Raw genomic sequence first — 13,024 nt, forward strand, 5'->3', positions numbered from 1 at the left:
CATTGCGGTCAGCGGATCAGGAAGGAATGCCAATGACGCGGCGGACCAAGTCGGTAGAACAGTCCATCGCCGACACCGACGAACCCGGTACGCGGCTACGCAAGGACCTCACCTGGTGGGACCTCACGGTGTTCGGCGTCTCGGTGGTGATCGGCGCCGGTATCTTCACGATCACCGCGTCGACGGCGGGAAACCTGACCGGCCCGGCCATTTCGATCTCGTTCGTGATCGCGGCGGCCACCTGCGGGCTGGCCGCGCTGTGTTACGCCGAGTTCGCGTCGACGGTGCCGGTGGCGGGCAGCGCCTATACGTTTTCCTATGCGACGTTCGGTGAGTTCGTCGCGTGGATCATCGGCTGGGACCTGATCCTCGAGTTCGCCGTGGCGGCCGCGGTGGTCGCCAAGGGCTGGTCGAGCTATCTCGGCACCGTGTTCGGCTTCGGTGGCGGCACGGTCAATGTCTTTGGCCTGCAACTGGACTGGGGCGCGCTGCTGATCATCGCGTTCGTCACGTTCATCTTGGCGGTCGGCACGAAGCTATCCGCGGGGGTGAGCCTGGCGATCACCGTAATCAAGGTGGCGGTGGTGCTGCTCGTGGTGGCTGTCGGCGCGTTCTACATCAAGGCGGCGAACTATTCGCCGTTCCTGCCGCCCGCGGAAGCCGGCCAGGGCGGCAGCGGCCTCGAGCAGTCGTTGTTCTCGCTGATGACCGGGGCTCAGGGCAGCAGCTACGGGTGGTACGGCCTGCTGGCCGGCGCGTCGATCGTGTTCTTTGCGTTCATCGGTTTCGACATCATCGCGACCACCGCAGAGGAGACCAAGTACCCGCAGCGCGACGTGTCGCGCGGCATCCTGGCCTCGCTGGCGATCGTCACCGTGCTCTACGTGGCGGTCGCGGTCGTGCTGACCGGGATGGTGCATTACACCGAGTTGCGTGCGGCGGGGGAGAACGCGAACCTGGCCACCGCGTTCGCGGCCAACGGAGTGGACTGGGCGGCCCAGGTCATCTCGATCGGCGCGCTGGCCGGTCTGACCACCGTCGTGATCGTGTTGGTGCTGGGCCAGACCCGGGTGCTGTTCGCGATGTCGCGGGACGGCCTGCTGCCCCGTGGCCTGGCCAAGACCGGCGCCCGTGGCACGCCGGTGCGCATCACGCTGCTGGTCGGCGCGGCGGTCGCGGTGACGGCGTCGGCGTTCCCGATGGACAAGCTCGAGGAGATGGTCAACATCGGCACGCTGTTCGCGTTCGTGTTGGTCTCGGCCGGGGTGATCGTGCTGCGGCGCACGCGCCCGGACCTCAAACGCGGCTTCCGCGCGCCGGGCGTCCCGTGGCTGCCGATCGCTTCGATCGTGGCGTGCATCTGGCTGATGCTCAACCTCACCGCGGTGACGTGGATCCGGTTCCTGATCTGGATGGCCATCGGCGTGGTGCTGTATTTCCTGTACGGCCGCGGTCACTCGGTGCTGGGCCGCCGGGAAGCCACGGCGATTTCGGCGCGCTGAAGGACCCTCACGGGGCATTTGCGCGCCGAACTCGCAGGGTTAGGTTTACAAAGTGACTCTGTATGTCTAGACAGCCGACACGAAGACCTCTATAGTCAAGCGAACACGTGATGGCACTCACTTCGGGAGGCTTGCAGTGACGACACAGATGTCTGAACCCCAGACCGCGGAGCAGTGGCGGGACAAGAAGCGCTACCTGTGGCTGATGGGGTTGATCGCCCCGACAGCACTTTTCGTGATGCTGCCGCTGGTGTGGGCGTTCAACCAGTGGGGCTGGCACGTGGCGGCGCAGGTGCCGTTCTGGATCGGTCCGATTCTGGTCTACCTGCTGTTGCCCGCGTTGGACCTGCGCTTCGGACCCGACGGGCAGAACCCGCCCGACGAGGTGATGGAGCGGCTGGAGAACGACCGGTACTACCGGTACTGCACCTACGCCTACATCCCATTCCAGTACGCCAGCGTCATCGTCGGCGCGTACCTGTTCACCGCCTCGGACCTGAGCTGGCTTGGCTTCGACGGCGGACTGGGTTGGCCGGCGAAGATCGGCCTGGCGCTGTCGGTGGGGGTCCTCGGCGGCGTCGGCATCAACACCGCCCACGAGATGGGGCACAAGAAGGACTCGCTGGAGCGGTGGCTGAGCAAGATCACGCTGGCGCAGACCTGCTACGGGCACTTCTTCATCGAGCACAACCGCGGCCACCACGTCCGCGTGGCGACACCGGAGGATCCGGCGTCGGCGCGGTTCGGGGAGACGTTCTGGGAGTTCCTGCCGCGCAGCGTGTTCGGGTCGCTGAAGTCGGCATGGGAACTGGAAGCCAAGCGGCTCGAACGGGCCGGAAAGAGCAAGTGGCACCCGTCCAACGACGTGCTCAACGCGTGGGCGATGTCGGCGGTGTTCTACGGGGTGCTGATCGCGGTGTTCGGCGTCGCGTTGATTCCCTACATCGTGATTTCGGCGGTGTACGGCTTCATGCTGCTGGAGACGGTCAACTACCTCGAGCACTACGGCCTGCTGCGCCAGAAGCTGGAAAGCGGCCGCTACGAGCGCTGCACGCCGGCGCACAGCTGGAACTCCGACCACATTGTGACCAACCTGTTCCTGTATCACCTGCAGCGGCACAGCGATCACCACGCCAACCCCACCCGGCGCTACCAGACGCTGCGCAGCATGGCCGGTGCGCCCAACCTGCCCAGCGGCTACGCGTCGATGATCACGCTGACGTACTTCCCGCCGCTGTGGCGCCGCGTGATGGACCACCGGGTGCTCGACCACTACGACGGCGACATCACCCGCGTCAACATCCACCCGCGGGTGCGCAACAAGGTGCTCGCCCGCTATGGGGCCGGCGATGAGCGCTCGCGCGAAGGGCGGAGTGCTCGAGCATGAGCGCCTACCGCTGCCCGGGTTGCGACTACGTCTATGACGAGGTCAAAGGCGAACCGCGCGAAGGCTTTCCGGCCGGCACCCCGTTTTCCGACATCCCCGACGACTGGGGTTGCCCGGACTGTGCGGTACGCGAGAAGGCCGACTTCCAACCCGCGAGTTAACGCAACGAAAGGAGAGACCGTGGACTACAAGGTGTACGAATGCCTGGTGTGCGGGTTCGAGTACGACGAAGCCAAGGGCTGGCCTGAGGATGGCATCGCGCCCGGCACCCGCTGGGAAGACATCCCCGAGGACTGGACCTGCCCCAACTGCGGCGCGGCCAAGTCGGACTTCGAAATGGTCCAAGTCGCGCGCCGGTGACGCCATCTGCGCGAGCGCGGCGGCAGAAAACGCTAATGTCGCGCGTGTGAGTCCACCGCGCACGAAGCGAACCGCGCAGCGCATCCCCTACGCGGAAGCGTCCCGGGTGTTGCTGCGTGACTCCATCCTGGACGGTATGCGCGATCTGCTGCTCACCCGCGACTGGTCGGCGATCACGCTGTCGCACGTGGCCAAGGCCGCCGGCATCAGCCGCCAGACCATCTACAACGAGTTCGGATCGCGCCAGGGCCTGGCGCAGGCGTATGCGCTGCGGTTGGCCGACCGGCTCGTCGACCACGTCGACGACGCGATCGAGGGCAACGTGGGCGACGTCTACTCCGCGTTCCTGCACGGTTTCCGCGACTTCTTCACCGAGTCGGCCGCCGACCCGCTGGTGATGTCGCTGCTGAACGGCGAGATCAAACCGGACCTGTTGGCGCTCATCACCACCGACAGCGGCCCGATCATCACCCACTGTTCGCAGCGGCTGACGGCGACGTTCGTGCACAGCTGGGTGGCGTGCAGCGACGACGACGCCGGCATGCTGGCCCGCGCGATCGTGCGGCTGGCGATGAGCTATATCTCGATGCCGCCGGAGGCAGATCACGACGTCGCGGCGGACTTGGCTAGGCTGCTTACGCCGGCCGCTGAACGCTACGGTGTGATCGCCACCGATTAGCCACGACGCTGGCCGGGCAAGCTTGAGCCAAACCACATGCCCCAGAAAGCCCCAGGAAGAGAGCTCCATGACGACGACTGAACAGCGGCTGACCCCTGACGTCCGCAACGGCATCGACTACAAGGTGGCCGATCTGTCCCTTGCTGAATTCGGTCGCAAGGAGATCCGGCTCGCCGAACACGAGATGCCCGGGTTGATGGCGTTGCGCCGCGAGTACGCCGATGTGGCGCCGCTCAAGGGTGCGCGCATCTCAGGATCGCTGCACATGACCGTGCAGACCGCGGTGCTCATCGAGACCCTGACGGCGCTGGGCGCGGAAGTGCGCTGGGCGTCGTGCAACATCTTCTCCACCCAGGACCACGCCGCCGCCGCGGTGGTCGTCGGTCCGCACGGCACCCCGGAGGAGCCGCAGGGCACCCCGGTCTTCGCCTGGAAGGGCGAGACGCTCGAGGAGTACTGGTGGGCGGCCGAGCAGATGCTCACGTGGCCGGGCGAGCCCGCCAACATGATCCTCGACGACGGCGGCGACGCCACCATGATGGTGCTGCGCGGCGCGCAGTACGAGAAGGCCGGTGTGGTGCCGCCCGCCGAGGACGACGACCCGGCCGAGTGGAAGGTCTTCCTGTCGGTGCTGCGCGAGCGCTTCGAGCAGGACAAGACCAAGTGGTCCAAGATCGCCGAGGCCGTCAAGGGCGTCACCGAAGAGACCACCACCGGTGTGTTGCGTCTCTACCAGTTCGAGGCGCAGGGCGAGTTGCCGTTCCCGGCGATCAACGTCAACGACTCGGTGACCAAGTCCAAGTTCGACAACAAGTACGGCACCCGGCACTCGCTGATCGACGGCATAAACCGCGGCACCGACGTGCTGATCGGCGGTAAGAAGGTGCTGATCTGCGGCTACGGCGACGTCGGCAAGGGCTGCGCGGAATCGCTGGCCGGCCAGGGCGCGCGGGTGGCGGTCACCGAGATCGACCCGATCAACGCGCTGCAGGCGCTGATGGACGGCTTCGACGTGCGCACCGTCGAGGAGGGTATCGGCGAGGCCGACATCGTCATCACCGCGACCGGCAACAAAGACATCATCACACTCGAGCACATGCGGGCGATGAAGGACCAGGCGATCCTGGGCAACATCGGCCACTTCGACAACGAGATCGACATGGCTGCGCTGGAACGCTCCGGGGCCAAGCGGATCAACATCAAGCCGCAGGTCGACCAGTGGGTGTTCGACGACGGCAAGTCGATCGTCGTGCTGAGTGAGGGTCGGCTGCTCAACCTGGGCAACGCCACCGGGCACCCGTCGTTCGTGATGAGCAACAGCTTCTCCAACCAGGTGATCGCCCAGATCGAACTGTGGACCAAGAACGACGAGTACGACAACGCGGTGTACCGGCTGGCCAAGCATCTCGACGAGAAGGTCGCACGCATTCACGTTGAGGCGCTTGGTGGTTCGCTGACCAAGCTCACTAAGGAGCAGGCCGAGTACATCAACGTCGACGTCGAGGGCCCCTACAAGCCGGAGCACTACCGGTACTGATCGGCATCGTTATCGGTAGCGGGCGAGGCCGTCTCGCCCTCACAGCATCGTTGTTGGCCGCTGCGCTGTTGGTTGCGCCGGTGCCGGTCGCCGCTGCGGCGGCGCCGGACTGGTCCGGCCTCGACGCGCGCCATTACGACGGGCCAATTCCGTTAAATGCCAAGTTGATTCAATCGGTACCGTTGAATCCTGCACTCGCGGTGCGGGGTTCGGCGCACGCTTATCGGATCCTGTACTCGACAGTCGATCAGCACGGCGACCCCGCGGTGGGCACGGCTGCGGTGTTCATGCCAAACGGTGAGCCACCGCAGGGTGGTTGGCCGGTGATCGCGTGGGCGCACGGAACGGTGGGGCTGGGTGATGACTGCACACCCTCTGCGCTGCCGCGCAGCCCACGCGACGACGAGTACCTGACGCACTGGCTCGACCAGGGCTATGCGGTGGTGGCCCCCGACTACGTCGGTTTGGGCACACCGGGTTTGATGAGCTACCTCGATAGCGTGCCCACCGCCCGCGGCGTGATCGATTCGGTGATCGCCGCGCACCAGGTGGACGTGCCGCTGTCGCCGAAGTGGGCCATCGTCGGCCAGTCCCAGGGCGGCGGTGCGGCGGTCAACAGCGCCCGGTGGGCCACCGAGTTCAGCGACGGCAGCGGGCTGGACTACCGCGGTGTGGTGGCCACCGGAACCCCCGCCAACATCGAACGGGTGGTCAAGCTAGCCGCACCCGACATGAAGTTGCCCGCCGAACTCGGCCCGGCCGCCAACAGCTACGCCGCATACATCCTGGCGGCCTTCGCCGAAGCGCGTCGCGACATCGACATCGACTCGGTGCTCACCCCGGCCGGACGCGACGCGGTCGCCAAGGCCGCGACGATGTGTAAACCGGAACTGGATCGCGAGCTGACGGGCATGACCCCGGCGAAATTCTTCAGTGCGCCGCTGATGTCGCTGCCGGGGATCTCCGAGGCGCTCGACGACTACATGGGCACACCGGACCGCGGCTATGACCGACCGATCTTCCTCGGGGTCGGGTTGTTGGACCGCGATGTGCCGCCCCAGTCGACACTGACGTTCTATGACGAACTGGTGGCCAACCACCAAAACGTGGAGCTGCGGGTATATCCGGACCTAGACCACGGCGGAACCGTGCTGGCGTCACTGCCGGATTCGACGCCGTTTCTGAAAGCGGCGTTCACCCAGCCTTGATCACATGGCTTCGGGGCGTTCCACCGGGCCGTTCTGCTCACCGTCGCGGGTGAGGACGCTGATCATCCCGTTCGGTTCGAGGTAGGCCTGCTGCACGCTCGTGATGTCGTGGATGCCGTGCAGCCGCAGCTGCGATTCGACCTCTTCGCGGCTCATGAATTCCCGATGCATCGTGTGTCGATTGAGCTCGCCCTCGCGGATCAATGGTTTAGGGCGCGCCTTCACGAGGCGCGAGAAAGCCGGAAACCGGTAGGACACCGCGTCGACGGCGACGCTCCAGAACAGGATCGTCACGATGACGACGAAGCCGTCGGCCAACGTCGAATCCTGCGTATACAGCGCCGGCCCCGCGGCTTGGGCCACCAGCACGATGATCAGCACATCGGTGACCCCGAGGCCCCCGGACTCACGCTGTCCGACGATGCGCATCAGGATCAACAGCGCAACAAACGTAACCGTGCCGCGGGCGATGCTTTCAACCAGGGGCAGGGCCGGTATGAAGATCGATTGCCAATCGAGCATGGGCGCCTTCGGGTCTGACGTTGACGCCAGTGAGTACCCCGCCGCGCGGCGGCCAAACCGATTACCCGCGGCAGGGTTTCGCCGCAGCCGGAACAGCGTCTCGCCCGCCCGCGGCGCCACCATCGTGTCCGGATCAGCAGCAACAGCCTCCCGGCCCACCGATGCCGGGTCCAGGTAGGCCAGATTCGCTGTGTGGCAGAGGCTTTCGTCGATAATCGTTGCCGGGGTGACCCGCACGCGCAGCCCAGGTGCGTGACGTGCACCTCGGACAGTCCCTCGATGCCCGGCGTACCCGATCTCGCCGGGTCCCGTCGGCTTACGTTTTCGCGGCCCGGGGTAACCTCCGACCGACCGCCGAGGAGGAAGTGTTTCGTGGCCGATGGCGCCGGCGCCGGATAGCGATCGCCATGTTCGATTCGGTCCTTGACACGCTCGGCCACGCGTGGTGGGCGTATCCGCTGATCCTGCTGTTCTGCACGTTCGACGCCGTCGTCCCTGCGCTGCCCAGCGAGACCGCGTTGCTGACCGGAGGCATCCTCGCCGCCGACGGCGCGATGGTGCTCGGCTGGGTGATCGTGATGGCGACCATCGGCAGCTTTCTCGGCGACAACCTCGCCTACTGGATCGGCCGCTCCGCCGAGGGGCGGGCCCGGCGCTGGATCGCGCGCGGCGAAAAGGCCAGCCGGCGCCTGGACTGGGCGCAGGAAGAACTGGCCAAGCACGGGGGAGCGTTGGTGATCGTCGCGCGGTTCATCCCGGGCGGCCGCACGGCGACCACGGTCACCTGCGGGGTGCTGCACTTCCCGTATCGCCAGTTTCTGGTGTTCGACGCGGTCGGCGCGGTGCTGTGGGCGACCGTCAACACGCTGATCGGCTATCTCGGCGGACGCGCGTTCGCCGACAACACGCTTGCGGCGTTCATCCTGTCGTTCGGCGTGGCGCTGTCGCTGGCCGGAGCCATCGAGCTGATCCGATGGCTGCGCCGTCGCCGCGACCGGTGACCACAAGGTTTACGGCGGCCCGATTCGGCAAGGAGCGCGTGATGAGCGACTACGGACGCGACCTGCTCTTCGGCACCTTCACCCGGTCAACGATCCCGCCGGCCAAGCCGTCGAGCAGCCCGTCGTGGCCGACCGGGCGGGCCTGGACCTGGTGACATTCCAGGACCACTCGTACGTCGCGAAGTTCCACGCCCGCGGCGGCATACCACTGCTGTTCACCGAGCGTCTCGTGGACAAGCAGCTCCGCGATTATGCGATCAAGTCGATCTCAGCTGTGGCGTAACAACTCTCGCGCCTCGGCGTAGCATTCGTGTCCGCCACACTTGCCGCGTTGCTGCGTGGCTGGCCGATCTTCTCAATGAACTCGGCGCCGCTGCGGAGAGGAACGGCGCGTCCGCTTCGGCGGCCGTCGCCCTGGTAAGCAGCGTCTTGCCGGTACGGGCGGGTCGGTCAACAGCACACCTTAGCGCACCTTGGTGCCTTGCCCGGGGCCTCGGCGGGTCAGCCGAACCACCCTGCACCGCAGCAAGAGTCATCTTTCCCGCTGCCAAGGAGGCCGGGGGGCGTTGAGGTCGAACCGCACGCCGACCATCCTGATCACGAAGCACACGGACGCGGCGCCCAGCGTCGCCGCGATGTTCTGATAGTCAAGGCTGTGCACTATCGCCGCGCATCCGGCGCCCACCATCGCCGGGATCGCGTACAGCTCGCTGCGGAAAACGACAGGTACCTGACCGATCGACATGTCGCGGATGGTTCCCCCGCCAACCGCGGTGATGGTGCCGACGACGATCGCCTGCACGACGCCGAAGCCGAGGCCGAGTGCCTTATAGGAGGCGAGCACCGCGAACACACTCAACCCGACCGCGTCGAGCGCGGTGATGGGCATGGTGAACCGTTCCAGCGCCGGGCTTAGCACGAACGCGATCGATCCGCCTCCGGCAGCGACGGCCAGGTAGCGCCAGTCAACGAAAGTTGCGGGCGGAAGGGCGTTGAGGAGGACATCGCGGATGACGCCACCGCCGAGCCCGGTGAGCATGCCGACAGTGACGACGCCGAAAATGTCGAGGCGCGTGGCGCGCATCGCGACCAGTGCACCGTTGAGCGCGAACGCGAACGTGCCGATGAGGTCGAGCGCCAGCAAGAGCGGCGTTTCGGTCGACATTCCATGGTGTATACCCGAGGCAGCGGGTAAGCGACGCGTTCACAGCGCTTTGCGCTGTGTCACGCTTACCCGGCGGCGATACGGCCGGCGATCGTGACGACCCGTTCGGCGAGGTGGTCGAGCGCGGCGTTGGTTGCGTCATTGACCGGTGTTTTGTTGTCGCCGCCGGTGATATGGCTGACGCCGTACGGGTTGCCGTCGGCGAACTTGAGTTCGTTGGTGTAGCCGGGCGGCACGATGATGCCGCCGAAGTGCATCAGCGTCACATACAGGTTGATCAGCGTGGTTTCCTGGCCGCCGTGAGCGGTCTGCGACGAGGTGAACCCTGCGTAGACTTTGTCCGCGAGCTTGCCCTGCGCCCACAGCCCGCCGAGCGTGTCGATGAATGTCCGGAACGACGCTGCCGGAGAGCCGAATCGGGTTGGTGAGCCGAAAATCACCGCGTCGGCCCAGACGATGTCGTCACCGGTGGCGGCCGGCTTGTCCTTGGTGGCCTCGTAGTTGGCGGTCCAGGCCGGGTTGTCGGCGAACGACGCCGGGTCACGAGTCTCGGCGACGTGTCGCAACCGCACCTCGGCGCCCGCATTCTCGGCGGCTTTGGCCACGCGGCGCGCCATCGTCGTACCGTGTCCGGTCGCCGAGTAGTAGATCACCGACAGCCTCACCATTTTTTCGTCTCCTCCACGTCGTCAGGCAGGACGTGTTCTCGCCTACCCCACTTGAGCCCGAGGAAACCTGGCGCGCTGTGCGCCGATGCGGGGTTTCGAGTCGCCGATAAGGGATACGTTTGGGTCAAACACCGCCTTTGGTAGGGGAGTGCCATGTCTGCCGACAGTTTCGGAACCCGCGATCGTCTCACCGTGGACGACAGCACGTACACGATCTATCGACTCGACCGCATCGAGGGTTCGCAACGTCTGCCGTACAGCTTGAAGGTGCTGTTGGAGAACCTGCTCCGCAACGAGGACGGCCGGTTGGTAACGTCCGAGCAGATCAACGCGCTGGCGGCATGGGACCCCACCGCCGAACACGGGCGGGAAATCGCCTATACGCCCGCGCGGGTGCTGATGCAGGACTTCACCGGGGTGCCGTGTGTCGTCGACCTGGTTGCGATGCGTGACGCCATCGCCGACCTCGGTGGTGACACGCAACGTATCAACCCGTTGTGCCCGACCGAGTTGGTCATCGACCACTCGGTGATCGCCGACGTGTTCGGCAGACCCGATGCCTACTTGATCAACGCAGAGCTCGAGTTCGAGCGCAACGAAGAGCGCTACCAACTGCTGCGCTGGGCGCAGCAGGCCTTCGCCGACTTTTCCGTCGTACCGCCCAACACGGGGATCTGCCACCAGGTGAACCTGGAGTACCTGGCCCGGGTGGTATTCACCAGCAACGGTGACGATGGCCCGGTGGCCTACCCAGATACGTTGGTGGGCACCGACTCTCACACGCCGATGGTCAACGGCCTCGGGGTCCTCGGGTGGGGCGTCGGCGGCATCGAGGCCGAGGCGGCGATGCTCGGCCAGCCGATGAGCATGCTGGTCCCGCAGGTTGTCGGCTTGAAGCTCACCGGTGAGCTGCAACCCGGTACCACCGCCACGGACCTGGTGCTCACCGTGGCGGAGTTACTGCGGCGTACCGGTGTGGTCGGTAAGTTCGTCGACCTCTACGGGCCAGGCGTGGCCAACGTGCCGCTGGCCAACCGGGCCACCATCGGCAACATGAGCCCTGAATACGGCTCGACCGTCACGATTTTCCCGATCGACGGCGTCACCCTGGACTACCTGCGGTTGACCGGGCGCCCGGAATCCCAGATCCGGCTGGTGGAGGCGTATGCCAAGGAACAGGGTCTGTGGCATGACCCAGACCGTGAGCCGGTGTACTCGCAAGCGATCGAATTGGACCTGAGCACGGTCGAGCCGTCGATCGCAGGTCCCAAGCGACCGCAGGACCGCATACCGCTGCGGCACGCACCGGATGCGGTGGCGTCGCTGCTGGCCGGTACGCCCACGACCGCTGAAGCGCTCAGCGGCGTCGATCGGGCCTCCGCGCTGTCGTTCCCAGCGAGCGACCCCATCGCGGTGCGTAAGAACTCCCCGTCCGACAAGCCGCGCAAACCCCGTGATTTCGGCACCGATAACGAGTGGCCGTCCAACCCCGTGACGGTCGAACTCGGCGACGGTGGCCGCACCGAGTTGGACAACGGGCACGTGGTGATCGCAGCGATCACCTCCTGCACCAACACCTCCAACCCGTCGGTCATGGTGGGTGCTGCGCTCTTGGCCAAGAAGGCCGTCGAACGGGGCCTGAGCCGCAAACCCTGGGTCAAAACCTCGTTGGCGCCGGGTTCCCGAATCGTCACGGACTATTACGAAAAGGCTGGCTTGACACCGTATCTGGACAAGCTCGGCTTCAACTTGGTTGGCTACGGCTGCACCACCTGCATCGGTAACTCCGGGCCGCTGATCCCGGAGGTGAGCAGGGCCGTCACCGACAACGACCTGACCGTGTGCTCGGTGTTGTCGGGCAACCGCAACTTCGAGGGCCGCATCCATCCCGAGTGCAAGATGAATTTCCTTGCCTCGCCGCCGCTGGTGGTTGCGTACGCGTTGGCAGGCAGCCTGCACGTGGATCTGTTGGAGGATCCGTTGGGTACCGGCGCCGACGGGGAACCGGTGTACCTGCGCGACATCTGGCCGACCGAGGCCGAGGTTGCCGACGTCGTTGGCGCGCATCTGAAGGCCGAGATGTTCACGACGTCCTACGGCGATGTATTCACCGGTGACGAGCACTGGCGCAACCTCGACGTGCCGAGCGGTGACACCTTCCAATGGGCGCCCGATTCGACGTACGTGCGCCAGCCACCGTATTTCGAGGACATGACCGTCGAGCCGCAACCAGTGGCCGATATCACCGGCGCCCGGGTGCTGGCCAAGCTAGGTGACTCGGTCACCACCGACCACATCAGCCCGGCCGGGGCTATCAGCCTCGACTCGCCAGCCGGAAAGTATCTGTCGGAGCACGGGATCGAACGCAAAGACTTCAACTCGTATGGGTCACGCCGGGGCAACCACGAGGTGATGATCCGCGGCACGTTCGCCAACATCCGGTTACGCAACCAGCTCGCGCCCGACACCGAGGGGGGCTGGACCCGCGACTTCAGCCAACCGGACGGGCCGGTCACCACGATCTACGACGCGTCGGTGAACTACGCGGCGGCCGGGACACCGTTGGTGATCCTGGCGGGTCAGGAGTACGGCTCCGGTTCGTCACGCGACTGGGCGGCCAAGGGCACGCTGTTGTTGGGTGTACGGGCGGTGATCGCCGAATCCTACGAGCGCATACACCGCTCGAATCTCATTGGCATGGGCGTACTTCCGCTGCAGTTTCCGGCGGGCCAGAACGCCGACTCGTTGAACTTGACCGGCGAGGAGACATTCGACATCACCGGTGTCACCGCGTTGTCGGATGGGATTCCTGACACGGTGCACGTGCGTGCGGGCGATCTGGAGTTCGACGCGGTGCTGCGCATCGACACCCCCGGTGAAGCCGACTACTACCGCCACGGCGGCATCATGCAGTACGTGCTGCGGCGACTGCTGGTCGGCACCGATGGCTGACGCTCACACGAGCTCCACGACGTTTTCGTACCGGGGCCACAAT

13 protein-coding genes are annotated in these 13,024 nt (G+C 65.8%); 10 read left to right on the forward strand and 3 right to left on the reverse strand.

Annotated elements, in window-relative coordinates; translation table 11 throughout:
* Positions 1 to 32 precede the first annotated feature (32 nt).
* The 7 genes from ABQF13_RS12730 to ABQF13_RS12760 all read left to right on the forward strand — a co-directional run bounded on the left by ABQF13_RS12730 (position 33) and on the right by ABQF13_RS12760 (position 6,673).
* Positions 33 to 1,502 (forward strand): amino acid permease, encoded by a 1,470-nt coding sequence (locus ABQF13_RS12730; RefSeq protein ID WP_448393096.1) that lies wholly within the window; start codon positions 33 to 35, stop codon positions 1,500 to 1,502.
* 148 nt (positions 1,503 to 1,650) lie between these two features.
* On the forward strand, positions 1,651 to 2,889 hold the full coding sequence (locus ABQF13_RS12735) for an alkane 1-monooxygenase (protein WP_448393097.1): 1,239 nt from the start codon (positions 1,651 to 1,653) through the stop codon (positions 2,887 to 2,889).
* A complete protein-coding gene (locus tag ABQF13_RS12740) occupies positions 2,886 to 3,050 on the forward strand; it encodes a rubredoxin (protein ID WP_448393098.1) in 165 nt (54 codons plus the stop codon). The genes ABQF13_RS12735 and ABQF13_RS12740 overlap by 4 nt, the downstream gene beginning before the upstream one ends.
* 19 nt (positions 3,051 to 3,069) lie before the next feature.
* Entirely contained in the window at positions 3,070 to 3,249 is a 180-nt protein-coding gene (locus ABQF13_RS12745; RefSeq protein ID WP_448393099.1) for a rubredoxin, read from the forward strand.
* Positions 3,250 to 3,295: 46 nt separating this feature from the next.
* Positions 3,296 to 3,928, forward strand: a complete 633-nt coding sequence (alkX, locus tag ABQF13_RS12750; protein WP_448393100.1) for a TetR family transcriptional regulator AlkX — start codon at positions 3,296 to 3,298, stop codon at positions 3,926 to 3,928.
* 67 nt (positions 3,929 to 3,995) lie between these two features.
* Positions 3,996 to 5,465: an adenosylhomocysteinase gene (ahcY, locus tag ABQF13_RS12755; RefSeq protein WP_448393101.1), complete on the forward strand. Its 1,470-nt coding sequence runs from the start codon at positions 3,996 to 3,998 to the stop codon at positions 5,463 to 5,465.
* 50 nt (positions 5,466 to 5,515) lie between these two features.
* On the forward strand, positions 5,516 to 6,673 hold the full coding sequence (locus ABQF13_RS12760; RefSeq protein ID WP_448393102.1) for an alpha/beta hydrolase family protein: 1,158 nt from the start codon (positions 5,516 to 5,518) through the stop codon (positions 6,671 to 6,673).
* Here ABQF13_RS12760 and ABQF13_RS12765 read toward each other — a convergent pair whose 3' ends face one another.
* Entirely contained in the window at positions 6,674 to 7,432 is a 759-nt protein-coding gene (locus tag ABQF13_RS12765) for a DUF421 domain-containing protein (protein ID WP_448393103.1), read from the reverse strand.
* Positions 7,433 to 7,602: 170 nt separating this feature from the next.
* Between ABQF13_RS12765 and ABQF13_RS12770 the strand changes: the two genes are divergently transcribed.
* The gene (locus tag ABQF13_RS12770; protein WP_448393104.1) at positions 7,603 to 8,196 is read left to right on the forward strand and encodes a DedA family protein; all 594 of its coding nucleotides are present in this window, start codon (positions 7,603 to 7,605) and stop codon (positions 8,194 to 8,196) included.
* A gap of 124 nt (positions 8,197 to 8,320) precedes the next feature.
* Positions 8,321 to 8,479 (forward strand): hypothetical protein, encoded by a 159-nt coding sequence (locus ABQF13_RS12775; protein WP_448393105.1) that lies wholly within the window; start codon positions 8,321 to 8,323, stop codon positions 8,477 to 8,479.
* A 249-nt stretch (positions 8,480 to 8,728) separates the two neighbouring features.
* On the opposite strand, the gene ABQF13_RS12780 is transcribed toward ABQF13_RS12775, so the two are convergent.
* Positions 8,729 to 9,361 (reverse strand): trimeric intracellular cation channel family protein, encoded by a 633-nt coding sequence (locus ABQF13_RS12780; protein WP_448393106.1) that lies wholly within the window; start codon positions 9,359 to 9,361, stop codon positions 8,729 to 8,731.
* Positions 9,362 to 9,426: 65 nt separating this feature from the next.
* Complete coding sequence (gene wrbA, locus ABQF13_RS12785) at positions 9,427 to 10,029, reverse strand: NAD(P)H:quinone oxidoreductase (RefSeq protein WP_448393107.1); 603 nt, start codon at positions 10,027 to 10,029, stop codon at positions 9,427 to 9,429.
* Positions 10,030 to 10,182: 153 nt separating this feature from the next.
* Here wrbA and acnA point away from each other — a divergent pair, with 153 nt between their 5' ends.
* Complete coding sequence (gene acnA, locus ABQF13_RS12790; protein ID WP_448393108.1) at positions 10,183 to 12,981, forward strand: aconitate hydratase; 2,799 nt, start codon at positions 10,183 to 10,185, stop codon at positions 12,979 to 12,981.
* Positions 12,982 to 13,024: the final 43 nt, after the last annotated feature.

Source organism: Mycolicibacterium sp. XJ879, from assembly GCF_053483935.1.